We start from the raw sequence: 22,263 nt of genomic DNA on the forward strand, positions 1-22,263 counted from the left end.
ACATTGCAGGCACCCGGCACACTTCATGCGCTCCTATTTTCCGTTGATCGCCTGCCCTCATGCCCCAAGCTCCCACGAAACGCTACTGGACCGTTCGCTCCTCCTCCATCCATAACCGCGGCATTTTTGCCCGTTGTGACATTCCCAACGATGTGCCGATCATCGAATACATCGGTGAAAAAATCACCAAGGCGGAGTCCTCCCGCCGTGGTGAGGCGCTGGTCGAGAAATCCAAGAAGACCGGCGGTGCCGCCGTCTATGTGTTCACGCTGAACCAGCGCTACGACATTGATGGGGCCAAAGGGAAAAATCCCGCCCGCTACATCAATCACTCCTGCGCCCCCAACTGCGAGGCCTACATCATCCGCGGCCGCATCTGGATCTACTCCCTGCGCGAGATCAAGGCCGGCGAGGAGCTGACCTACAACTACGGCTTTGACGTGGACACCTGGGACGAGCATCCCTGCCGCTGCGGCACTGACCGCTGTGTCGGCTTCATCGTGGAGGAAAAGCAGTGGCCGAAGCTGCTGAAGAGGATGGAGAAGGCTGAGCAAGATATCAAAAAGAAGAGGCTGAAGCTCGCCGAAGCGAAGAACGCCACAGCGCCTGCAAAGAAAACGTCAGCCAAAAAGACCGCAGCGAAGAAGACTTCGGCCAAAAAGCCGCTGACCAAGAAGAAAAAGTAGCGCGCGTCCCGTTCCCCTCACACCCGCCGCGCTTCACGTTCCGTCGCGCGGGCGGCGGCACTGTTTTGAAAATGGGTGATGGCCGCAGCGAGTGCGTCGGCGGCATCGGCCTCCGGCGTTTCACGCAGGCGCAGCTGGGCGCGGATCATGAAGGCCACCTGGTCTTTCTGCGCGGCGCCGCGCCCCACGGCGGCCTGTTTGATTTCTCGCGGGGCATATTCGTAGATCGGCAGGCCATGCTCGGCTGCGGCTATGAGGCAGGCTCCGCGTGCGGTGCCCAGCACGATGGCCGTCTTGTAGCTCTGCACAAAGATGGTGGACTCAATGGCGCACACCGTCGGTGAATGCCGGGCGATGACTTCGAGTAATCCGGCACGGATGGCGACGAGGCAGCCGGAGGGAAGCAGGGCTGGTTTGTTGTGAATGACGCCCCATTCAATCGCGCGCAATTGCCCGGCGGCGCATTCCACCACCGCCCAGCCGGTTTTCCGCAGTGCCGGGTCGATGGCCAGGACGCGCTCCACAGCGGGAGTCACGGTGGCAGCGTCGGAACTGCGGACGATGCGGGCCATCAGCGGCGTTTTTTTGGCCCGCTCTGTCCGAGGCGGAAGAGTTGGTCCACGGAAACGGTGCCTGATCCGAACAGGAGCAGCGTCACGGTGATGATCAGGTAGAGCCACGCAGCCTCCACTCGTGGGGAGTCGGTGTTGTGCAGCACCACCAGCGTCGTGATGACCACCGGCAGAAAGATGAAGGCAAACAGCCGGGTTAAAAAGCCGATGATCCAGCTCAAGGCCACGGCGACGATGAGGAGGGCGACGACCGGGGCCAGCAGATGGGCGTAGGGCATGCCCGCCTCGTGAAACGCAGGAACCCAGGCCCAGGGCTTCTCCTGAAAGAAGAAATGGTAGGCGTTTTGCACGGCATTGAGGCCGTAGCGTGTCATGAGCAGCAATCCGGTCCCGATACGGAGGATGGCGGCGGTTTGAAAAAGAGAACTCAGGGGGCTTTGTGCAGTGGCAGGACCACTGCCGGTGTATTCGAGCATGATGCGAAAATCAGATGTCGGGAGAAAGTGTGATGATGTCACCAGCCTGCGGCTGCCAGTTTTTATCCGCTGCTTCCTGGGAGGTGAAGAAGTGACGCTGGCCGTGACGTGAAATGTAGAAGCCGCGGGAGGTGGAGCCGGGCTTGCGACCACCGGTGACGGTGACGGCCTGTCTCACGCTCATGTCTTTGAAGACCGGAATAAACTCGGGCTCCATCACATCGCCGTTGAGGAAGAGGACGGGGGTGTTTTCCACGGAGATGATTTGCACCGTGATCTCCCGGGTGTTCCGTCCGGCCAGCCGGAACACCGTGGCGATGGCCTCCGCCGCCTTCGGCAGAGTCAGGCCTCCGACCCGCGCACTGCCCACCTTGCCGAGTGGGAGCAGCCCTTCGGTGTTGATCATCTCAATGCCACGGTAGATGCGGTCCGGGCTACGGGTGCCTTCATAAATTTCGAGCCGCACGGTGTGGCCGAAGCCCAGGGTGCCGCGCGAATTGAACGGAACATCCGGATCTTCAGAATTTACCTTGTCCGTCTCAGACATGCCCGGGACGAGCTTGGCCACCGTGTTTCGGCTCGGCAGGCTGGGCATGCCAATCTTTGGCAGCTTGGGCATCGGGGGAATGATCTTCTTGATCATGCCACAGGAGCAGAGCAGGAAGCTGGCGGCGGCAAAAAGAAGGGCAGTGAGGACACGCGACATGGGGAACAAGAAACAGGTTTCGTCATGATGGCGGCACGTCGTGCGATGGCAAGAGGCTTTCGTCTTTGGCGTGATTCCTTCCGGGATGGCCCACCGGCTTGTCAGGAGGGGCAGGGAATTATGCACCCGACTTGGTGACTTCCTCATACACCCGCAGCGCTGCGGTGACGGAGGCCGGCCGGTTGGCGGGGACGCGGTTGATGAGCCATTCGACCCACTTCACGGTACGGGAGGGCAGGTCGGGCCGCAGTGTGCCCAGTGGCGGTGTTCGGGGGTGCAAATGTGCCGCCATCACCTGCGGCTTGGTCTCGCCGTCGAAGGGATGCCTCTGCGTCAGCGCATAGTAGTAAATGCAGCCCAGCGCGTAGATGTCTGTGCGGACGTCCACGGGGGCGCGCTCAAATTGCTCCGGAGCCATGAAATGAATGGATCCGAGCAGCCCTTCGCAGGCTTTCAGGGCCGGCTCACCCACCCGCGGGGTGCTTTTCGCCAGCCCGAAATCGAGGATTTTCACCTGCAGGCCACCGTCCGGCAGCCGGTGGATCATCAGGTTTCCGGGCTTCAGGTCCAGATGCAGTATGCCCATCGCATGCACGGCACTCATCCCGTCCAGTGTCTGGCGCACCAGGGGGTCAAAATCCTTTGCCTTCAAAGCGCCACGCAGGATCACGTCCTCCAAAGTCTCGCCTTGGGCCAGCTCCATCACGATGAACCCACCTTCGGAATCCACGCCGAAATCGTAAACGGCCACGACGTTCGGGTGTTGCACCTTCGACTGCTTCCGGGCCTCGCGGATCAGGGCGTCCACCGCCGTACCGCAGCCACCCACCTTGTCGGCCAGAATACGTTTGATCGCCACCTCGCAGCCGCGCTGGGGGTCCCGTGCTCTGAAAACAGCCCCCAGGCCTCCTTCGGCGATGGGAGCTAGCAATTCATAGCGTTCGTTCATCAGGGAAGGAATGCTGACACTTTCAAGCTTTCACGCAATGAAACTTTAGCGCGTTTTACCAGCTGTGCTAAAATCTCGGTTTCCACCATGCAACTGCTCCGCGTTCAAGACCTCAAAATTCACTTCCCCGTGCGCGGGGGCTGGTTTGGCCGTACCACGGATGTCATCAAGGCCGTGGACAAGGTTAGCTTTGAAGTGGAGGAAGGCAGCACCGTTGGTCTGGTGGGTGAAAGCGGCAGCGGCAAGTCCACTGTGGCCCGTGCCCTGCTCAAGCTCACCCCCGTCACCTCGGGCAGCGTGAACTATCGAGGCATGGAAGTGCTGCCGATGACGGAGAACGAGTTCCGCCCCTTGCGCAAAGAAATGCAGATGGTGTTTCAGGACCCCATCGGCTCGCTCAATCCGCGCATGACCGTCGAGTCCATTCTCGGTGAGCCGCTGCAGATTCACTTCAAGGAACTCTCTCGTGATCAGCGCCGTGAGGTCTCAGCCGGGCTGCTCAAAAAAGTCGGACTGCCCGAGGATGCATTGCAGCGTTACCCGCATGAATTCAGCGGCGGTCAGCGCCAGCGCATCGGCATCGCGCGCGCATTAGCCGTGAAGCCCCGCTTCCTTATTTGTGACGAGCCCGTCAGCGCCCTGGATGTCAGCGTGCAGGCCCAGATTCTCAATCTGCTCAAGGACATCCAGGCGGAGCTTGACCTCACGCTGCTCTTCATCGCGCACGATCTCGCGGTCGTCCGTCACATGAGCGATCACATCGTCGTCATGCATCACGGCAAGATCGTCGAGCAGGGGAACGCGGACGAGATCTGCGAGAACCCGCGTCACGACTACACCCAGAAGCTGCTCGAAGCCGTGCCCGTGCTCATTTAGCGCGAGTGGTGTCCACTCGTCCCAATCTTTTCTTGTTCTGATCCCATGACTCCTCTTTTCAAAAAGTTCCTCGGCATGAACTGGCTGCTGGTGCTCAACATCGCCGCTCTCATCGTCTTCGGCGTGTACGCCATCTTCAATGCCTCGGCCTACAAGGACGAGGCGGATCTGGCGCTCAAGTGGCGGGATCAGATCCGCTGGGTGATGATCGGTCTGCCGTTTTTCTTTGCCGCCTCGCTGCTGGACTACAAGTGGGTGCGCTGGGCTTGTGTGCCGATGTATCTCGCTGGTATCGGTGGTCTGGTGGCGGTGCTGGCCTTCGGGGTGGAGATCGGTGGAAACAAAGCTTGGATTAAAGTAGGCGGCATGATGGTGCAGCCCTCCCAGTTTGCCATCATGTCCGGCATCCTGATTCTGGGCGTCATTTTTGGTGAACTGCCGCGCATGATACCGGTCTTTCGCCGTCCATGGCTGCGCATCATGGCGGCAGGGATGGTGGCCGGCATTCCCGCCATGATGGTGATCAAGGAGGACTTGGGCTCCGGTCTCGTCTGGGGCCCGGTGTTTCTGTCAATGATGCTCGTTGGCAGCATCCCCTTTCGTTACATGATCACCATGCTGCTCGGTGTCGCCAGCGTGGTGCCGCTGGTGTATGTCTTTGCACTCAAGCCCTACCAGCAGGCTCGTATCAACTCCACCTGGTATATGGCCACCAACCAGCTCGACAAGGTGGACCTGCAAAACGAAGGATGGGTGGCTAAGCACCTGCAGATCGCGGTTTCGACGGGTGGCCTTGAAGGCAAGGGGCCTGAATCCAAGAAGGTTCCCGATCAGGCCTCCATTCACCGCACTTTCTTCCCGCACGAATCCATCAATGACTTCATCTTTGGCGTCATCGCGGAGGAGTTTGGCTTCCGCGGTTCGGTGCTGCTGCTTTCAGGCATGGCGCTGCTGCTGCTGCAAAGTGTCTTCGTGGCCTTTTGTGCCCGCGATCAGCTCGGGCGGCTCATCGTCGTGGGCGTGGTGGCCATGTTCTTTGTGCACACCTTCCAGAATGCGGGGATGAATCTCGTCATGCTGCCCGTCATCGGTCTGCCCATGCCCTTCATCAGCTACGGTGGTACCTTTGTCGTGGTGACGCTCTTCCTCATGGGCATGGTCCAGAGCGTCTGGGTTCACCGCAACATCTCCGCCGTGAAGAAGAAGCGCTCCGTGAACGGCCCCCGTGATGACGACGACGAGGATTAAACCGCAGGCGCGGCACTCCGGCCGTAGGTTGGGCGTGTTTGGTGTCGAGAATATTCCGACACCCAGCAGACACCTCCACCAAACCGCCCGACTTCGAGGGCTTTCGTACGCCATGACGCTTGCGGTACGCTCGTAGACGGGCGGGCTTACTCCACACCCATCATACGAAGCGGTTCGCTACTTTGAGATCTGAAGGTAAAAAGGTCGCGCCTCCTCACACGATCTCCCAGCCCTTGCGGTAGTCGCGGCGCACCATCTTGTCGGCAGCGGCGCTGTTTGGAATCTTGAGCGCAGGCGCATCCCAGATGAGGTTTTCATTCGGGAAGGCGCTCGCAAGGCAGCCAAGAAGCACCGCCTCCGTCAGCGGTCCTGCGTAATCAAAATTGGCGGAGGGCTTCTTGTCTCCCTTCAGACAGCAGTCGATGAAATCAGCCCAGTGGTCACGGGGTTCGAGCTTGGGATAGGCACCGAATTTGGCAAATTTCTCGCGTGGGTACAGCAGCGGTGTGGAGCCGTGCGGGGAAAGCAGCACGCCCTCGGTGCCCAGGTAAATGGTGCCCTGGCCGGGGAATTTGGCCACATCACCCACCAAGGCCATGACTTCTGCCGGCGGACGCGCATCACCATCAGTCCAGGTCACCTTCACGGTGTCGCCAGCGGTGTACTTCGTGCCTTTGAAGGTGTATTCCACGACAGCATTGATGGCCCAGTTGTCCTTGTTGGGGACGGGGCCGCTGGACTTCACCGAGATCGGAGCGGCGAGATCCAGCGAGCGGAACCAGCCGCTGAACATGTGGCAGCCCATGTCTCCGAGCGTGCCAGTGCCGAAGTCGCGGCGTTTGCGCCAGTTGCTTGGGTGGTCGTATTTTTCAATGTAGCTGCGCTCAGCGGCAACACCGAGCCACTTGTCCCAGTCGAAGCCCGCAGGGATCGGGTCGCTCTTCGTCGGACGCACTTCGAGGTCGCCCCACTTCTTGTTCGAAAACGTGTGGGCTTCCTTCACCTTGCCGATGGCCCCCATCTGAATCAGCGCCACCGCATGGCGTTCCGTGAACGCCGAGGATATCTGAATGCCCATCTGCGTCATCACGCCCTTGTCACGTGCACGCTCCACCATCTGGCGGCACTCCCACAGGTTGTGCGCCAGCGGCTTCTGGCCATACACATGCTTTCCTTTTGCGATGGCGGCCAGGCCGATGCTGCCGTGCATGTGGTCAGGCGTGGAAACGTTCACGCTGTCGATGTTGGCAGATTCCTTTTCCAGCAGTTCACGCCAGTCCTGGTACACCTTGATGTTCGGCCATTTTTCCTGCGCTTTGGCAAAGTTGCGGGTGTCCACATCACACACCGCCGTCAGTTCCCACATCGGGTGGTTGGACATCGCGCTCATGTCCGCCATGCTCATGCCCGAGGCGCCGAAGGCCGCATGGCGCAGCTTGCCGTTCGGAGAAGCGGCACGCATTCCGGTGGTGACCCAGGGGGCGGCGAACAGCGTGGCGGCGGACTGACGGATGAAATGGCGGCGTGATTGCATGTGGAATGAATAGGTGGAGCGCGAAAATACGTTGCGCGGCCTGCCCATCTTCCGTTTCTCTTTGCCAAGTTATGAACGCCCTCTCCGACCGCCTGCAAGCCATCCGCTACCGCATCACCGCCGCCGCCCAGCGTTGCGGCCGTGATCCCGCTTCGATCGATCTGCTCGCCGTTTCCAAAACTTTCCCCGTCGAAGCCATCCGCGAAGCCGTGGATGCCGGTCAGCTTCTCTTCGGTGAAAACAAAGTGCAGGAAATCCTCGCCAAAGCCCCGCAGCTTCCCGCAAACCTGCACTGGCATCTCATCGGCCATCTCCAGTCCAACAAGGTCCGCAAAGTCCTCCCGCATGTGAAGGCCATCCACAGCATCGGCTCGCTCGATCTCGCACGGGATGTGGACCGCATCGCTGGAGAACTCGGCCTCTTCCCCCAGGTTTACATCGAGGTCAATCTGGCCGCCGAAAGCAGCAAGCACGGCTTTAGCGCCGAGCAGCTCCGCACCAGCCTCGAAGCATTGTATTCCCTCAAGCGCCTCGAAATCCAGGGCCTCATGTGCATCCCGCCATTCGATGCCGACCCTGCCAAAAGCCGCCCCTACTTCACGCACCTGCGCGAACTCCGCGACGAACTCGAACAACGCGGCGGCGCACCCCTCCCGCGCCTCAGCATGGGCATGAGCCATGACTTCGAAATCGCCATCGAAGAAGGCGCCACCATCGTCCGCGTCGGCAGCGCCATCTTTGGTGAACGAACCTATCAGACTGCGGCATGAGCCAGCGTGCCGACAAATGGCTGCACCACGTGCGCGTTTTCAAAACACGCACCCTCGCCACCCAGGCCTGCGCCCGCGGCAACGTCACCATCGATGGCCAGCCCGTGAAAGCCTCCCGCGATCTCAAACCGACCGACATCCTCGAAGTGGTGCGCGGCGATCTCCGCCTGCGCCTGCGTGTCATCGCCTTCTCCCCCCAGCGCCTCGGTCCGCCCAAAGTCCCCGAGTTTTGCGAAAACCTCACCCCCATCGAGTGGATTCAACGCGCAAGCGAACTCCGCCGCGAACGCGAACTCATCCAGCCTCGTGCGCACGAAGTCGTCGCCAAGCCCGACAAGAAGCAACTGCGCGAACTGCGGAAGTTCTGGGAGGAGCAGGGGGAGTGAAGAATGTTGTCCCGAGCTACAGCTCACTCTGGAAAGGTGCCGCCGCTCCCGTGTTAGTCTCAGCGAGTGACTGCTAACGATTGGAAGTCAATCGTTTGAATCGCGAGGTTCTACAAAAAGTCTGGCAATTTTTTGGTGGCTCCCATCCGAGTTGGCTCGGCGCCTTGTTAGTCACCAACATCTGATGACTCCTCCCACTCGTTTGTTTTTTCAGAACCATCAATCTTTCGGCTCCACGACTTCCAGCCATAGTTGTAAGCGCACTGGATATATGGGCCACGTATGATCCGAGTGCCAACGGCTTCTGCGTGACGTGATGAATCGACACCAATCTCGTGAACAACGTCAGCCAACGGGAATCCCTCGCCGCCATGATTGCTCGATGATGCGTTGCACCAGACCGCCTCAACAGCTGACTTATAATCGGGTGCTGACACGAGGTAAATCGTGTCAGAGTCGTCTGGCTTGCCATACGAACCATAGAAAATGACCTCGTAGAGATTCATGGCGCATCCTCCATCAAAAACGCCCGACTGCGAGGACGTCCGCACGCTTCGTTTCCATAAAAAGTCTCTAGGGAGCGCGGGAAACAAGGAAAGCGGGCGTGGCGCAGTGCTCACTCCGCCTTCGCCTTCCCTTTACCCTTCTTCCCCTTGCCGGGTTTGTCCGATTTCGTATCCAAGGTGAACGGCGGGTTCTCGAACGGCACGGGATCCATCGTCACTCGCGGATCACCTACGGCCTTCAGTTTCTCCTGCAACTCTGCCGCCATCTTGGCTCTCACGTCCGCATACGCAGATTCTTTGGCCACATTGATCGTGGAGTCAGGATCTTTGCTGAGGTCATACAGTTCCTCTTCGGGGCGTTTGGCAAAGGCATAGTCAAAATACCACTTGTATTGCGAGTCGTTGCGATGCTCGATCAACCAGGCCTTGGCGGGAGAGGAATCCATGTCAGGAAAAGCGGCATAAGTGTCATTCTCCAGCGCATCCTGTGAGGGGGTAAAGCTGTCGGTCAGCGATTTGTAGTCCCCCATGGGCATGCGCTCAGGCTTGAAGTTGTGGATGTAAAGGAAGCCGTCCTTGCGCAGCGCACGCTGTGGGTAGGGGAGGTTGCCTTCACGGGCGATGCTCACGTGGCGCTCACGACCGGTGATGACGTAGTCGCGCTCCTTTTCGATCTGGCCGGATTTGCCGGACTTCATCAAGCTCACGAGGCTCTTGCCATTCACCCCTTCAGGAATCTTGGCCCCACCGATCTCCATGAACGTGGGTGCCAGGTCCATAAGGTTCACGAAGTCCTCGATGTAGCGTCCGCCCGGCTGCCCCGGCCAGCGGATCGCCAGCGTCACATTCACGCCAAAGTCATAGAGGTTGCATTTGCCACCGGGGAAACCCGGGGCGCCATGGTCGCCGCTGATGACGATCACGGTGTTGTCATACTCGCCCGCCTCTTCCAGCCTCTTGATGATCACGCCCACCTGGGCATCGAAGGCCTGGATTTCCCCAAGGTAGCTGCCGAAGTCTTCGCGGAATTCCGGCACATCGGGCAGGTGCTTGGGCAGCTTGCCCTTCAGGTCATCCGGATTGATGCCCCACTGCGCCTGCCCGCTGCCCTTGACCCACTTGCGATGCACGTTGGTTGGGCCATGCCAGAAGGCGAAGGGGGCGCCTTTGGGGCGGGCGGCCAGGAAGCTGTCGAAATTACCCCGCACCTCGTCGTAGATCTGCTGCTTCGCCGCTTCCACAGCGACACCCTCTTTCATGAGCTTCTCCACGTTCTGGGAGAACTGGTTGCAGCGCCCACCGGACTTCTGATATGCAAACTGCTGGCCGCCATAAGGCGCGTCTGCAGGTTCACCGGGACTCCAGACCTTGAAGGACTTTCCGAGGTGGTAGCCTTGATCTTTGAGCTGCAGCGGGTAGCTCGGGATCGCCGGGTCCCATACTGCACCGTTCAGGATGGCGGCACGTCCGCAGTTGAAGAAATAACGGCCTGACAGCAGGGAGCTCCGGCAGGGCGTGCAGCTCGGGGCGTTCACATACGCCCGGCGAAACAGTGCGCCCTCGCGGGCAATGCGGTCAATGTTCGGCGTCTTCACCACCTGGTTGGGCGAAGGAAACTTCTCATGCTCTGCGTAGATGCTCGCATAGCGGCCCCAGTCATCGGCAAAGAGAAAGAGGATGTTCAGCGGCTTGTCAGCAGCTGTGGCGAGGGTGGTCAGGGCTAGGCAGCAAAGAAGAAAACGCATGGCTGCGTCATAACGGGGGCTTGGCGCGTAAACCTTCGCAAAAATAAGCGCAAACAACGCAGCGACACCCCGGCATTGCTCAGGAACCTCAATCCATGATTCACTCACTGCTCGATACCACTCAAGTCATCCGCATCCTTGAAATGGAAGGAGTTCCGTTTGAAGTCTGTGTTGAGGCGGTCGCCAGCCATGATCGCAGCACAAACCTGCTCACAGTGCAGCTGCGCGCCTTTCTGCGTGCCGAAAAGCACGATCACATCGGCGAAGTCTCCACGCCATCCTGGCTGCCTGTCGCACATTCCGTCACCGAGCACGTCAGCGCTGAGGAGGCGCACGAGGTGGCAAACGATGTCCTCGCCAGCTGGCGGCAGAAAGTGGCAGGCTGTCTGCCTCAATAGCAGGGGGACGAACCTCTGTCTTGATGGTTGCACTAAGAACGTTTCACCCCATGAATAGGCGCGCATGAACCACTTTCGAATTCTCTGCCTCACGACCACATTGACGTGTGCTTCCTGCAGCGTCGGGCCAAACTTCAAACTGCCGGATGTGCTGATGCCCTCCAAGTGGAAGAATGGCGGCACGGCCAGCACGGCGGACATTCCTGTCCCCGGTGAATGGTGGAAGCTGTTTGGCTCCTCTGAGCTGAACCGGCTGGAAGAACGCGCAATGGAGAATAATCAGGAGCTGCGCAGCGCCCTGGCACGTGTCGAAACCGCTCGCGCGCTCGTCGGCGTCCAGCAGGCGGACTGGTTCCCCCAGCTCGACATGAAAAATGGGATGAATTATGAGCGCCTTTCGCAAAGCTCCTTCGGTGCCAACCTCCCCCCCGGGGTCTCGCTGCCCAAGACGCAACGCCGTCGGTTTCAAAACCTGCTCGAACTGGGCTGGGAATTTGACCTCTGGGGCCGTGTGCGTCGCGGGGTGGAAGGCTCCAAAGCCTCCCAGTTTGCCGCCATGGAGACCCTCTCCGCCAGGCGCCTGACCCTCGCCGCAGAAGTGGCGCGGTTATACTTCCTGACTCATTCGCTGGATCGTCAGATGCAGGTCGTGATTGGCACGCAGACTTGGCGCGAAGAAGCGCTGAAGCTTCAGGAATCACGCTTCAAAGGTGGCCTGGCCAACGAAATGGACGTGGCCCGCGCCCGGACGGAGCTGGAGCTCGCCCGCAATGATCTGGCCGCACTGGAGCGCCAGCGTGGCAATGCCGAAAACGCTCTCGCGGTCATCTGCGGGGAGATTCCCTCGAACTTCCACATCGCCAAGGCCACCAGCCTGCCAAGGCCGCCGAAAGTGCCCGGCGGGCTGCCTTCCTCACTCCTGCAGCGTCGTCCTGACATCCGCGCGGCAGAGCAGAAAATGCGCGAAGCAAATGCCCAGGTGGGAGTTTCCACGGCCTCGTTCTACCCGGCCTTCAGCATCGTCGGCAGCGGTGGTCTGGAAAGTATAGGTGCCGCGCATTTCTACGATCAGCGCAGCCGCATCCTGACCATTGGTCCCAGCATGACACTGCCGATTTTCCAAGGCGGAAAACTGCGGGCGAATTTGAAAGCCAGCAAGGCGTCTTACGACGAGACTCTGGCCAACTACCGCCAGAGCATTCTGGTGGCCCTGCAGGAAGTCGAGGACAGCCTGATCGATGCGAGAGCCTACTCCAAGCAGGGGCAGGCGCTGGATGCCGCCATCGCCGCCGCGCAGGAGACACAGCGTCTGGCCGAACTGCGCTACCAGAAAGGTCTCGCCAGCTACTTTGAAGTCGTGGATGCCAACCGCACGGTGCTCAATGCCAAGCTGCTCGCCGCCCAGGTGGAAGGCCAGCGTCTCATGGCCAGCGTGGCCATGCTGAAGGCTCTCGGCGGCGGCTGGCAGTGAAGCTGGCAGCCTACTTCACCTGCACCCACACAGGTGAAGACCAGGCCATGTTGCCATCTTTCTGTTCAACTCGCAGGTAGTATCGGTTCTCGCCGGCGATAGGTGCTTCATCGGTGAAGGTCTGCTCAAAGCTTTTTGCCTTGGGCTCCCACTGCTGATAATTCTGCTCATTGCGCACAATCGTGACGCGCGAGATCTCGGCGGTGCCGTCGATGCTGAATTTCAACACCGGCTTGCCACTGAGCGCGATCTCAGTGCCCAGCAGGTGATCGTTGCAGGAGAACTCCACGAAAATCTTGTCCGTGGCGGCGATGGTTCGCCGGGCGTTGATGCCCTCCAGGATGCCTTCACGTGTGAAGTCCTTCACATACACGCCGCCGTAGCTGGTGTGGGTGGAGATGTGGTCGCTGTCCGCCCAAACGCCGAGCTTGTGGCCGAGTTCGAGCGCGTGTTGATACACGCCGTTGTTCTTCTCCGTGAAGCTGCGGATCGGCTCGCCGACCACAGGTGTGCCGACCACGGTGGAAGCATGATTGTAGGGCTGTCCCACAAGCATGCCGACCGTGGGCTGCGGCACATTCAGGCCCTCATAGCTGACCCGGGCCCCCTGATAAATCTCGATCACGTTTTCAATGCGGTGATCCACCGGCGGTATCTGATCCCAGTCCGTGCCCATGCTCGTGGCACCCGTATGGCTGATGGCAGTGACCGGTTTGCCATAGCGCGCCAGAACATCCCACAATTCGGTGGGGTGCAGTTCGGGCGTGCCCTCAGCTTTTACCGGAAACTCCTTCTGCCAGGGGGATTCCAGATAGTTTTTGCGCTGGATGTACACAATGGGCCCGCCGCGTTGGGCGAAGATCACATTGCGGTGCCCCAGCGGCCACTTCTGCTCGCGCTCGTAGGCATACATGCTCATGAAAAAGCCGGGCGCGTAAAAGATTTCTGTCATCTTCTGGTTCAGCCACCACTCATAGGGGTGGTAGATTTTCGCGATGTCCGTGTGGTCGCTGAGGCCCAGGGTGTCCAGTTTGCCCATGTCCCACGCATAGCGGTACTGCTCCAGCACACAGCCGTCATTCGCGGTGACGCAGTTCGAGATGTCCGTGTGCCGGTGGTAGTCGCCCCAGTAGAGCTTGTACGTCACGCCCTTGTGCGTCCAGGTGTGGCGCTCGCTGAGGTCACGCTCAGGCGTGGTGGGATGGATGTAGGCGGCAAAAGGCTCACGCGGTTTGACCGGTGGTGCCGTAACCAGCGGCACCTCCACCTCCGTGGCGATCTTGGCCAGATGCACACCTGTGGTCAGTTGCAGTTTGGAAGTTCGCAGATCAGTGGACCACGCCATCCACAGGCTGCCGTCCTTGCCCAGCGCATGCGTGGTCTGGCGGTCCTGGGTGTAAACACTCTCCGGGATCAAATATGGCTGCGCCCACTGCTTCTTCGCCACGTCATGGCGTGTCAGCGCGATCTGCCAGCAGTAGTTCTTGAAGTAGCGCACCGTGAGCCATGGCCGACCAGCCGCATCCAGCATGAGGTGCGGCAAATTCACCGCACCGATCTCATTCGGTGCAGGCTTGCCCTTGGCCTTCGCCTGGGCCGCCTGGGCTTTGGCCCGTTGCTCCGCTTTGGCCTTGGCCTTCGGATTGTTCGCGCGCGGCGCATTGGCTCCGGCAGGAGTTTTGGGGCCGGGCAGTGCGGCCAGCAGACCGTCGGGTCCGGGCAGTTCCTCCACCTTGCCGCTGGCAAGATCCCAGTAGGCGACGACCAGGTCGCGCCGCCCGTTCAGCCCCACCTGACCACCATGCGCACGCATGTCCAGGCCCCACTGCTCGTTGCCACGTTCGCAGGCCAGCCAGACGCCTTTGCCGTCCTTGGAAGCGATCGCATTCACCCGGCCCTCGTAGCGGCTCGTGGCGATGAGTTGCTTCGTTTCACCTACCTTGAGTTCGGCATCCACATGCGTGGCGTAGATGTTGAATTCATTGCCGCGTGAGGAGTCATGGCAGATCCACGCACCGCCCTTGCCATCAAACGCTACGCAAGGCTCCCAGTCGCCGCCCGGATCCATCGTCACCTGAACCTCCTGCGACCACGCGTTTTTCTTCGTGTCATACACGCGGCAGAAGATATCCCCCAGCGTACCGCGCATGCTCTGCCACACCACCCACACATGGCCCGAGGCATCCGTCGCCGATTTCGCGAAGGCATTGCCGCCGTTTGGCGAACTCGCCAGCGTCGTTATCTCCCCCTGGACTTTGCCATCACGAAGGATCGCCGAGCGGAGCTCCATGACATCCTTGTCGTTCACCTGCGACCACACCACATGCAGCGCACCGCTGCCATCCGTCGCGAGCGCTGGCTGGTGAATGATGCCCGGCTGTCCCACGGTCAAAACATCGCTCAATGCTCCATCACTAAGCTTTGCCACATGCAGCGTATCTTGCGTGCCGTCCCATTGAATGAACGCCACATGAGGTGTCCCGCCCGCATCCACGCACATGGAGGGAAAATCAGACTGGCGGCCTTCCTGTCGCAGCACATGCGTTTGAGGCATAAGGTTTTGCGCTGAAGCTGAAGCTGCAAAAAGAAGGGCGAGACAGGTGGGCCGGAACATGGCGTTTAAACATTCTGTTTGCCGATTCCTTTCATGCGGCGATGGAATTGCACCGGCTCAGCCAACCCCAACTTCAAGCCATGCAATTGCGCACCCTTCTAGCCTCCCTCCTGCTTTCCAGTCAGGCTCTTCATGCAGCCGATCATGACATCGTCATCTACGGCGGCACCTGCTCCGCCATCATCGCCGCTGTGCAGGCCAAGAAGATGGGCAAGAGCGTGATCGTCGTCTCGCCTGACAAGCACCTCGGCGGCTTGAGCAGCGGCGGCCTCGGTTTCACCGACACCGGCAACAAGGCTGTCATCGGCGGTCTCTCCCGCGACTTTTATCATCGCGTCTGGCAGCACTACGACAAGGACTCCGCCTGGGTGCAGCAGAAAAAATCCGAATACGGCGGCAAAGGCCAGGGCACGCCTGCCGTGGATGGCGAAAATCGCACCATGTGGATCTTCGAGCCCCATGTGGCGGAGCAGATCTTTGAAGATTACGTCAAGGAGTTCGGTCTCGAAGTGGTGCGCGACGAGTGGCTGGACCGTGCCAAGGGCGTGAAAAAGGACGGCGATAAAATCACCTCCATCACCACCCTGAGCGGCAAGACCTACGCTGGCAAAATGTTCATCGACGCGACCTACGAAGGCGATCTGATGGCCGCCGCCGGCGTGGACTACCACGTGGGCCGTGAGGCGACTTCCGTTTATGACGAGAAGTGGAATGGCATTCAGGTTGGCGTACTTCATCACCGCCACCACTTCGGCGCGGTGAAGGAACCGATCAGCGCCTACAAGGTGCCGGGAGATCCCAAAAGCGGCGTTCTACCACGCGTGAGCACAGCGCCTCCAGGTGAATATGGTGCAGGCGACAAGCGCGTGCAGGCCTACTGCTTTCGCTCCTGCTACACGAATGATCCGAGCAACCGCATCCCTTTTCCCAAGCCGGAAGGCTATGATGCTAGTCAGTACGAAATCCTGCTGCGCGTGCTGAATGCAGGCTGGGGCGAGTTCTTCGAAAAGTTCGATCCCATTCCAAACCACAAGACCGACACGAACAACCACGGGCCCTTCAGCTTCGACAACATCGGCTACAATTACGACTACCCTGAAGGCAGCTATGAAAAGCGCCGCGAGATCATCGCCGAGCACCGCCAGTATCAGCAGGGCTTGCTGTGGTTCGTGGCCAACGACCCCCGCGTGCCCAAGAAGGTTCAGGAAGAGCTGCAGACCTGGGGCCTGCCGAAGGATGAATTCACCGACAACGGCAACTGGAGCCACCAGCTCTACATCCGCGAAGCTCGCCGCATGATCGGCAGCTATGTGATGACGGAAAACGAACTGCTCAAAAAGCGCCCAACTCCGGACAGCGTTGGCATGGGCAGCTACGGCATCGATTCCCACAACATCCAGCGCTACATCACGCCTGAAGGCAATGTGCAAAACGAAGGCGACATCGGCGTGAGCACCAAAGGCCCCTATGAGATCGCCTACGGTTCCTTGGTCCCAAAGAAAGGGCAGGGGAGTAACCTCCTCGTCCCCGTTGCCATGTCCGCCAGCCACATCGCCTACGGCAGCATCCGCATGGAGCCGGTGTTCATGATCCTCGGCCAGAGCGCGGCCACCGCCGCCGTACTCGCCATCGACGACGGCATCCCGGTGCAGAATGTGCCATATGAAAAGCTCAAGACGCAGATTCTCAAAGACGGCCAGATCCTGCATTTCGACGGCCCCACCACCCTGCGCGGCATCGATCCGAAATCCCTCAAAGGCATCGTCATGGATGACACCGATGCCAAGGTGACGGGCGAGTGGAAAGAAAGCGGCGCCGCCAAGGCTTTCATCGGCGACGGCTACAGCCACGATGGCAACACCAAGGACGGCAAATGCAGCCTGCGCTTTGAACCCAAGCTCACCAAGCCCGGCAAATATCGCCTCATGCTGGCCTCCCCGCCCAACAGCAACCGCGCCAGCAATGCTCCTGTGGAAGTCCAGTACGCAGGTGGCGTGAAGAAAATGAAGATCGACCTCAAGTCTCCCAAAGCAGGCGAAGGCCTGTTCTGGATCGACCTCGGTGAATACGAGTGTGGCAACGACACCTCCATCACGATTTCCAACGAAGGCGCGGACGGCTACGTGGTCGTGGATGGCGCACGCTGGCTGCCGGTGGAGGACTGAGACATGAGCAAGGCTGCGTTGCTGCGACGCTACCATCTAGTTCTGGGCCTCTTCATCATCGGTCTGATCCTGAGCGGACTCACGGCCTTCCCCCTGCTGCATGAACTGCGGCTGATGGCCTCCTGGCTCGGCATCCAGCATCACGCCGAGTACGCCAGTCATGGCGGGCTGTCTTTCTGGATCGGTTATGTCTGGCATGGGCTGGAGGTCACTCAGGCGCAGTTTCCTTTCGTCGCCTACGGCACGGACTGGCTGGCGTTCGGCCACATCATGATCGCGGTCTTTTTTATCGCCGGGCCCTGGCGCGATCCGCTGCCCAATGCCTGGGTGCTGAAGGTGGGCCTCTTTGCCTGTGCCGCAGTTGCTCCCCTGGCACTGATCTGTGGCGCGGTGCGCTGCATCCCTCTCTACTGGCGGCTGGTGGACTGTTCTTTTGGCCTTTTTGGGGCTCTGCCGCTCCTTTATTGCCTGCATCTGGTGCGCCAAATGTCCGCAGGAACTTCACGCAATTCGTAATTTTCGCCTTTTCTGGGGCGTATGCCTATCGACCCCTACCTCATTGTCATGTCCACCATCCGTCATTTGATCCTCATCACCGCAGCCTGCGCCACCAGTGCCTTTGCGGCGTACCCTACCTTCAACACGACGGCGCCAAACGGCGGACAGCGTGGCACGGAGGTCAAGCTTACCGTCACGGGGACCCAGCTGGCAGACTTTGAGAGCATGATCTTCTTCTCCCCCGGCTTCACCCAAAAAAGCGTGGACAAGGTGGAGCCCAACAAGGTGCAGCTCACCATCGGCATCGCTCCGGATGTGCCGCCGGGTAATCACCTCATGCGCATCCGCACGAAGTCCGGCATGTCGCATGCCCGCCAGTTCTTCGTGGGCATCTTCCCGAACGTGGATGAGAAGGAGCCCAACAGCGATTTCGAATCTCCGCAGGTCATCCAGCTGAATCAAACGATCGAGGGCGTCGTGCAAAACGAGGACGTTGACTACTACCGCGTCAGCCTCAAGAAAGGCCAGCGCCTCTCCGTGGAAGTGGACGGCCTCCGCCTCGGCTACACCGTGTTTGACCCCTTCCTGGCCATCATTGACAAGGACCGCTTCGAAAAGGTGATCTCTGACGATACCATCCTCCACCGTCAGGACGGCTACTGCTCCTATGTGGCTGAAGAAGATGGCGACTACACCGTCATGATCCGCGAATCCTCCTACCGCGGTGGTGGCAACTCCTACTACCGTCTGAGCGTCGGCAGTTTCCGCCGTCCGGATGTCGTGTATCCCGCCGGTGGCAAGATCGGCTCCAAGGAGAAGGTGCGCTTCATCGAGCGTGACAGTTCCTTTGAAGAAGAGGTCCAGCTGCCAGCTGATATCGACCCTGACTACATGCTCTTCTCGAAGTCCCAGGAGCCAGCTCCTTCCGGCAATCCGTTCCGTCTGGTCAATTATGACAACGTGCTCGAAGCCGAGCCCAACGACGAGCAGGCAAAAGCCACGGTCGCCCCCGGTTCCCCGATTGCTCTCAATGGCATCATCGAAAAACCCGGTGACATCGATTTCTTCAAAGTGCCGCTCAAGAAAGGCATGACGCTGGAAGTGCAGGCCTTTGCCCAGAGCCTCGGCTCCCCGCTCGACAGCGTGGTGAACATCTACAACGCCAAAGGCGGCTCCATCAGCGGTAACGACGACGGTGGTGGCCGCCGCCGTCTCGACAGCAAGTTCAAGGTCGCCATTCCTGCTGACGGTGACTACTTCGTGCGCGTGGCCGATCATCTCGAACGCGGCGGTGCCAACTACGTCTATCGCCTTGAACTCATCGCCGCAGAGCCTGAGGTCTTCTTTGCCTCTCCTCAGTACTCGGTGAACGACAACAACTACCGCCAGTTCATCGCGGTTCCCAAAGGCGGGCGCTATGCCACGCTTGTCAACGTCAGCCGCAACAACGTCAGTGGCGACTTCAAGTTTGACGTCCAGAACATGCCACAAGGCGTGAAACTTCTCACCGAAATGGCCCCAAAAGACCTCAGCAGCGTGCCGTTGCTCTTTGAAGCCACTGCGGATGCACCCCTCGGTCATCAGGTCGTCCCCATCACCCTCAACGCCGTCGATCCGAACACCAAGACACGTGGCAAGCTGCGCCAGGAGTTCGACATCGTGCGCAATGGCAACGTCGTCTACTACACCCAGATCGAAGACCGTCTGCCCGTCGCCGTCGTGGAGGAGGCTCCTTACTCCCTCGAAATCGTCAAGCCCGTCGTGCCGCTGGTTAACAATGGCATTCTCGAACTCAAGGTCGTCTCCAAGCGCAAGGAAGGCTTCAAGGCCCCTATTCGCGTGCTCATGATCTGGAAGCCCAACGGCGTCAGTGCCCTCGGCGAGCAGACCATCCCAGAAGGCCAGAACGAGTGCGTCTTCCAGCTGGATGCCAATGCCGGAACACCGGCCGGTTCCTGGAATTTCACCGTCATGGGAGAGGCCGATGCCGGCAAGGGCCGCATCTACAATGCGTCTCCATTCACGGCTGTCGTCACCGCCCCCGCCTACATCACCGCGCCGGCCATCCCGCTCGTCGCCGTTGAGCAGGGCAAGGAAGCCGTCATGGTCGCCAAGCTTGAGCAGCTCCTGCCATTCGATGGCGAGGCCACTGCCCAGGTTCTCGGCGTTCCAGACACCATCCCGATCGAGCCTGCCAAGATCACCAAGGACACCAAGGAAGTTTCCTTCAAGGTGAAGACGAACGACAAGTCGCCCATCGGCAAGCAGGCCAACCTGTTTGTGCGTGTCGATGTTCCTGTCAAAGGCACCAATACCACCACGATCCATCGCATTGCGCTTGGCTCCATCCTGCGCATCGACGCCCCTCGCAAGGTGGTCACTCCGCCACCTGCAGCCCCCGTCCTCGCCGCCAACAAACCTAAGGAAGCCCCGAAACCTGCTGCTCCGGCCGCTCCCAAAGTTCTTTCCCGCCTTGAGCAGCTCCGTCTGGAAGCCGCCGGCGCCAAAAAGTAACATTCTCGATCCGAGTTTGCCAGCTGAGTCGCAAGCCCTCTTGTTGCGCAGCACTATTGGCTCTTAAATTCAAGCTCCTCACAGCGCTGTTCCGTAGTCCCGGGTTCGCTTCGCGGCTGCGCAGCAGCCGGAATCTGGCGGTCTATGGCGATTTAAAAACTCCTTTCCGAATCGAGTCGAGGCCCCCCCTCCCATATGGAGGGCGGTTGCGCAGCGAGGAACGAGCGCAGCTACCGCTTTTGACGGACTCGGTGATTCATGCGTGCCAGAAAATCCGCGAAAGCGGGAGCCGGTGATTCATCGCCGACCGGTCAACTCCCGCACGCCACAAGTCACTCCAAAGCGGCAGCCAATTGCAGCCGCACAACCAAACGCACACCAACCACCCGGTCATTCATCACCGGATAGAAGCCCCTCAACTCACTTCGCGTGAGGCAGATCCCAGGCCTTCAGCCACTCCACCTTCGTGCGCTTGAAGCCCTTCTTCAGCAGACGTTCCTCCATATCCCCCAGATGTGCCGCACCGTAAAAGATGGCGATGCGCTTTTTCCCGGCGGCAATCTCCTTGTCCATGACCTGCAGCGCCACCTTGTTCCGCTCGCCTACGAGCACGGTGCCGTCGCCGGTCTCCATGCCCGCCATGATGTCCTCCACACTGTCGAACTCCTGGGCGATCATGCGCTTCAGCTCCGTGCTGCTGTCCTTCATGGTTAGAATTTTCAGCAGCATCACCATCCCGGCGGCATCGGAATTGACCCCGCGCTTTTCATTGACCTCTTTCTGCGCCTGAGCCGCCTTGAGGTAGAGCGAAAGGAAGCTCTCCTGCTTCTCGGTCTGCGTCTGCGTAAACTGGGACATGTCCATGTCCGCATGCACGAAATTCTTCGCCGTGTAGTCGATGCCTTCGAGCTGGCCGTGCAGCTTCAGCGTATCGCGCATCATGGTCTGCAGCTGGCCCACCCACTGCAGCTTCTCCGCCTGCTTTTTGGCCTCCGGCTTGCCCCGTTCCTCAAAAGATGGGCCGACGAGTTCATAAAGCACCACCTCATAGCCCTTGAACCGCACGTTCAGTCCATCGAAATACGCCTTGTCTGCGATATGGATGGCCCCCACAAGGTCCAGTTTGACCTTCTGCGGCGATTCATAGCTCACCACCGCCGTTTGCAGGCTGTCGCTCTCATCCTCCTCCACGAACCGGATGAAGTTCGTGGGCTCTTCCGCTGCCGTCAGCACGGCAAAGGCCAGAGTGGCTTGCAGCAGCAGAAGTCGTTTCATGGTCGGCCCCCTTGTTTCAGCCTTCCGTCTTGAAAATGCGTGCGAAGAAGGCCTTCATCTCCTCCCAGGAGGCCTTGTCGGCGGCTTCGTTGTAAGCCGCGCCTTTGCTGTTGTCACTGCCCGCAGCCTTCTGCGTAAAGGAATGCACCGCGCCCGGGTAGCTCACCAGCTTGTAGTCCACCTTGGCGTCTTTCATCTCCTGCTCAAACGCGGCGATGTCCTTGGCCGGCACAAACGGATCGTCCGCGCCATGCAGCGCCAGCACCTTGCCCTTGATGTTTTTGCCGTCGGCAGGAGTCGGGGAATCGAGTCCACCATGGAAACTCACCACGCCCTTGATCAGTGCGCCGCTGCGGGCCAGCTCGATCACCCCGGTGCCGCCAAAGCAGTAGCCGATGGCGGCGACTTTGGAGAGGTCCGTCTGCGGGTCCTTGTCCAGCACTTCCAAGGCGGACAGCATGCGCTCGCGGTACAGCTTGCGGTTGGTTTTGTACTTGCCGGCCTCCTTGCCAGCTTCTGGAGGCTGCGGGCGGATGCCTTTGCCATAGATGTCGGCGGCGAAAACGTTGTAGCCGAGCTCCGCCAGCATGCGGGCCCGCATCTTCTCGTTGTCACTCAGGCCGGTCCACTGGTGGATGATCAGCACGGAGGGCAGCTTGCCGGTCTTGGCGGTATCGACGACGTGCAGGCCTTCGCAGAGCACGTCTCCGGATTTGTATTCGACGACAGTTTCCTTGATCTCAGCCTTCAGCAGGCTGGTGGAAAGTAGCAGAGAGGAGATGAAAAGCAGAGCGCGGTTGGTTTTCATGGTTGTGGGGGCAGTGTACACAGAAGGAAGCGAGTTTTCCAACTCGTTTCCCGGATGAACTCGAAA

General features: G+C 59.8%; 20 protein-coding genes. 10 read left to right on the plus strand and 10 right to left on the minus strand.

The annotated features are described in order from the left end of the window. Window positions 1-59 precede the first annotated feature (59 nt). Window positions 60-686: an SET domain-containing protein gene (locus tag AC3RLQ_RS01265; RefSeq protein WP_493033580.1), complete on the plus strand. Its 627-nt coding sequence runs from the start codon at window positions 60-62 to the stop codon at window positions 684-686. 17 nt (window positions 687-703) lie between these two features. Here AC3RLQ_RS01265 and ruvC read toward each other — a convergent pair whose 3' ends face one another. From ruvC to AC3RLQ_RS01285, 4 genes are all read right to left on the minus strand, one after another. Next, window positions 704-1,258, minus strand: coding sequence for a crossover junction endodeoxyribonuclease RuvC (ruvC, locus tag AC3RLQ_RS01270; RefSeq protein ID WP_493033582.1), 555 nt, complete (start codon window positions 1,256-1,258; stop codon window positions 704-706). Next, window positions 1,258-1,734 carry a DoxX family protein gene (locus tag AC3RLQ_RS01275; RefSeq protein ID WP_422317419.1) on the minus strand — a complete coding sequence of 159 codons (477 nt, stop codon included), beginning with the start codon at window positions 1,732-1,734 and terminating at the stop codon, window positions 1,258-1,260. Before AC3RLQ_RS01275 ends, ruvC begins: the two co-directional genes overlap by 1 nt. Before the next feature lie 10 nt (window positions 1,735-1,744). Beyond that, a complete protein-coding gene (locus AC3RLQ_RS01280) occupies window positions 1,745-2,440 on the minus strand; it encodes a hypothetical protein (protein WP_493033584.1) in 696 nt (231 codons plus the stop codon). A 118-nt stretch (window positions 2,441-2,558) separates the two neighbouring features. Further along, on the minus strand, window positions 2,559-3,389 hold the full coding sequence (locus AC3RLQ_RS01285; protein ID WP_493033586.1) for a serine/threonine-protein kinase: 831 nt from the start codon (window positions 3,387-3,389) through the stop codon (window positions 2,559-2,561). Between the two features lie 87 nt (window positions 3,390-3,476). Here AC3RLQ_RS01285 and AC3RLQ_RS01290 point away from each other — a divergent pair, with 87 nt between their 5' ends. Beyond that, window positions 3,477-4,265, plus strand: coding sequence for an ABC transporter ATP-binding protein (locus tag AC3RLQ_RS01290; RefSeq protein ID WP_397379358.1), 789 nt, complete (start codon window positions 3,477-3,479; stop codon window positions 4,263-4,265). 45 nt (window positions 4,266-4,310) lie between these two features. Further along, window positions 4,311-5,513, plus strand: coding sequence for an FtsW/RodA/SpoVE family cell cycle protein (locus AC3RLQ_RS01295; RefSeq protein WP_493033589.1), 1,203 nt, complete (start codon window positions 4,311-4,313; stop codon window positions 5,511-5,513). Window positions 5,514-5,727: 214 nt separating this feature from the next. Here the strand turns inward: AC3RLQ_RS01295 and AC3RLQ_RS01300 are convergent, their stop codons facing one another. Next, on the minus strand, window positions 5,728-7,047 hold the full coding sequence (locus AC3RLQ_RS01300) for a Gfo/Idh/MocA family protein (protein WP_493033591.1): 1,320 nt from the start codon (window positions 7,045-7,047) through the stop codon (window positions 5,728-5,730). Between the two features lie 71 nt (window positions 7,048-7,118). Here AC3RLQ_RS01300 and AC3RLQ_RS01305 point away from each other — a divergent pair, with 71 nt between their 5' ends. Both AC3RLQ_RS01305 and AC3RLQ_RS01310 read left to right on the plus strand, forming a co-directional pair. Continuing rightward, window positions 7,119-7,817: a YggS family pyridoxal phosphate-dependent enzyme gene (locus tag AC3RLQ_RS01305; protein ID WP_493033593.1), complete on the plus strand. Its 699-nt coding sequence runs from the start codon at window positions 7,119-7,121 to the stop codon at window positions 7,815-7,817. After that, the gene (locus AC3RLQ_RS01310; RefSeq protein ID WP_422318603.1) at window positions 7,814-8,203 is read left to right on the plus strand and encodes an RNA-binding S4 domain-containing protein; all 390 of its coding nucleotides are present in this window, start codon (window positions 7,814-7,816) and stop codon (window positions 8,201-8,203) included. Before AC3RLQ_RS01305 ends, AC3RLQ_RS01310 begins: the two co-directional genes overlap by 4 nt. A 167-nt stretch (window positions 8,204-8,370) precedes the next feature. Here the strand turns inward: AC3RLQ_RS01310 and AC3RLQ_RS01315 are convergent, their stop codons facing one another. Continuing rightward, on the minus strand, window positions 8,371-8,709 hold the full coding sequence (locus AC3RLQ_RS01315; protein WP_493033595.1) for a hypothetical protein: 339 nt from the start codon (window positions 8,707-8,709) through the stop codon (window positions 8,371-8,373). Between the two features lie 110 nt (window positions 8,710-8,819). After that, the gene (locus AC3RLQ_RS01320) at window positions 8,820-10,454 is read right to left on the minus strand and encodes a sulfatase family protein (protein WP_493033597.1); all 1,635 of its coding nucleotides are present in this window, start codon (window positions 10,452-10,454) and stop codon (window positions 8,820-8,822) included. 95 nt (window positions 10,455-10,549) lie between these two features. On the opposite strand from AC3RLQ_RS01320, the gene AC3RLQ_RS01325 reads away from it, so the two are divergent. Then, a complete protein-coding gene (locus tag AC3RLQ_RS01325) occupies window positions 10,550-10,852 on the plus strand; it encodes a hypothetical protein (protein ID WP_493033599.1) in 303 nt (100 codons plus the stop codon). Between the two features lie 64 nt (window positions 10,853-10,916). Further along, on the plus strand, window positions 10,917-12,323 hold the full coding sequence (locus tag AC3RLQ_RS01330; RefSeq protein WP_493033601.1) for an efflux transporter outer membrane subunit: 1,407 nt from the start codon (window positions 10,917-10,919) through the stop codon (window positions 12,321-12,323). A gap of 10 nt (window positions 12,324-12,333) precedes the next feature. Here the strand turns inward: AC3RLQ_RS01330 and AC3RLQ_RS01335 are convergent, their stop codons facing one another. Further along, a complete protein-coding gene (locus AC3RLQ_RS01335) occupies window positions 12,334-14,877 on the minus strand; it encodes a hypothetical protein (RefSeq protein ID WP_493033603.1) in 2,544 nt (847 codons plus the stop codon). Between the two features lie 140 nt (window positions 14,878-15,017). On the opposite strand from AC3RLQ_RS01335, the gene AC3RLQ_RS01340 reads away from it, so the two are divergent. Genes AC3RLQ_RS01340 through AC3RLQ_RS01350 form a run of 3 tightly spaced genes read left to right on the plus strand, consistent with a single transcriptional unit; the run spans window position 15,018 to window position 20,114 of the window. Further along, window positions 15,018-17,102 (plus strand): FAD-dependent oxidoreductase, encoded by a 2,085-nt coding sequence (locus tag AC3RLQ_RS01340; RefSeq protein WP_493033604.1) that lies wholly within the window; start codon window positions 15,018-15,020, stop codon window positions 17,100-17,102. Window positions 17,103-17,105: 3 nt separating this feature from the next. Further along, complete coding sequence (locus tag AC3RLQ_RS01345) at window positions 17,106-17,618, plus strand: hypothetical protein (protein WP_422320566.1); 513 nt, start codon at window positions 17,106-17,108, stop codon at window positions 17,616-17,618. A 21-nt stretch (window positions 17,619-17,639) separates the two neighbouring features. Further along, the gene (locus AC3RLQ_RS01350; RefSeq protein WP_493033607.1) at window positions 17,640-20,114 is read left to right on the plus strand and encodes a PPC domain-containing protein; all 2,475 of its coding nucleotides are present in this window, start codon (window positions 17,640-17,642) and stop codon (window positions 20,112-20,114) included. Between the two features lie 420 nt (window positions 20,115-20,534). On the opposite strand, the gene AC3RLQ_RS01355 is transcribed toward AC3RLQ_RS01350, so the two are convergent. After that, the gene (locus AC3RLQ_RS01355; RefSeq protein ID WP_493033609.1) at window positions 20,535-21,389 is read right to left on the minus strand and encodes a hypothetical protein; all 855 of its coding nucleotides are present in this window, start codon (window positions 21,387-21,389) and stop codon (window positions 20,535-20,537) included. A 16-nt stretch (window positions 21,390-21,405) separates the two neighbouring features. Further along, complete coding sequence (locus tag AC3RLQ_RS01360) at window positions 21,406-22,197, minus strand: dienelactone hydrolase family protein (protein ID WP_493033611.1); 792 nt, start codon at window positions 22,195-22,197, stop codon at window positions 21,406-21,408. Between the last annotated feature and the right edge of the window lie 66 nt (window positions 22,198-22,263).

This window comes from Prosthecobacter sp. GW821-HT29F12 (assembly GCF_058803405.1).

What these genes read in the sequence shown, in the direction of transcription:
- AC3RLQ_RS01290 (WP_397379358.1), top strand. Translation starts at nt 3,477, where the DNA reads ATGCAACTGCTCCGCGTTCAAGACCTCAAAATTCACTTCCCCGTGCGC.
- AC3RLQ_RS01335 (WP_493033603.1), bottom strand. Translation starts at nt 14,877, where the DNA reads ATGCCTCAAACGCATGTGCTGCGACAGGAAGGCCGCCAGTCTGATTTT.
- AC3RLQ_RS01275 (WP_422317419.1), bottom strand. Translation starts at nt 1,734, where the DNA reads ATGCTCGAATACACCGGCAGTGGTCCTGCCACTGCACAAAGCCCCCTG.
- AC3RLQ_RS01305 (WP_493033593.1), top strand. Translation starts at nt 7,119, where the DNA reads ATGAACGCCCTCTCCGACCGCCTGCAAGCCATCCGCTACCGCATCACC.
- AC3RLQ_RS01350 (WP_493033607.1), top strand. Translation starts at nt 17,640, where the DNA reads ATGCCTATCGACCCCTACCTCATTGTCATGTCCACCATCCGTCATTTG.
- AC3RLQ_RS01295 (WP_493033589.1), top strand. Translation starts at nt 4,311, where the DNA reads ATGACTCCTCTTTTCAAAAAGTTCCTCGGCATGAACTGGCTGCTGGTG.
- AC3RLQ_RS01325 (WP_493033599.1), top strand. Translation starts at nt 10,550, where the DNA reads ATGATTCACTCACTGCTCGATACCACTCAAGTCATCCGCATCCTTGAA.
- AC3RLQ_RS01300 (WP_493033591.1), bottom strand. Translation starts at nt 7,047, where the DNA reads ATGCAATCACGCCGCCATTTCATCCGTCAGTCCGCCGCCACGCTGTTC.
- ruvC (WP_493033582.1), bottom strand. Translation starts at nt 1,258, where the DNA reads ATGGCCCGCATCGTCCGCAGTTCCGACGCTGCCACCGTGACTCCCGCT.
- AC3RLQ_RS01320 (WP_493033597.1), bottom strand. Translation starts at nt 10,454, where the DNA reads ATGCGTTTTCTTCTTTGCTGCCTAGCCCTGACCACCCTCGCCACAGCT.
- AC3RLQ_RS01360 (WP_493033611.1), bottom strand. Translation starts at nt 22,197, where the DNA reads ATGAAAACCAACCGCGCTCTGCTTTTCATCTCCTCTCTGCTACTTTCC.
- AC3RLQ_RS01315 (WP_493033595.1), bottom strand. Translation starts at nt 8,709, where the DNA reads ATGAATCTCTACGAGGTCATTTTCTATGGTTCGTATGGCAAGCCAGAC.
- AC3RLQ_RS01340 (WP_493033604.1), top strand. Translation starts at nt 15,018, where the DNA reads ATGCAATTGCGCACCCTTCTAGCCTCCCTCCTGCTTTCCAGTCAGGCT.
- AC3RLQ_RS01285 (WP_493033586.1), bottom strand. Translation starts at nt 3,389, where the DNA reads ATGAACGAACGCTATGAATTGCTAGCTCCCATCGCCGAAGGAGGCCTG.
- AC3RLQ_RS01330 (WP_493033601.1), top strand. Translation starts at nt 10,917, where the DNA reads ATGAACCACTTTCGAATTCTCTGCCTCACGACCACATTGACGTGTGCT.
- AC3RLQ_RS01280 (WP_493033584.1), bottom strand. Translation starts at nt 2,440, where the DNA reads ATGTCGCGTGTCCTCACTGCCCTTCTTTTTGCCGCCGCCAGCTTCCTG.
- AC3RLQ_RS01265 (WP_493033580.1), top strand. Translation starts at nt 60, where the DNA reads ATGCCCCAAGCTCCCACGAAACGCTACTGGACCGTTCGCTCCTCCTCC.
- AC3RLQ_RS01355 (WP_493033609.1), bottom strand. Translation starts at nt 21,389, where the DNA reads ATGAAACGACTTCTGCTGCTGCAAGCCACTCTGGCCTTTGCCGTGCTG.
- AC3RLQ_RS01310 (WP_422318603.1), top strand. Translation starts at nt 7,814, where the DNA reads ATGAGCCAGCGTGCCGACAAATGGCTGCACCACGTGCGCGTTTTCAAA.
- AC3RLQ_RS01345 (WP_422320566.1), top strand. Translation starts at nt 17,106, where the DNA reads ATGAGCAAGGCTGCGTTGCTGCGACGCTACCATCTAGTTCTGGGCCTC.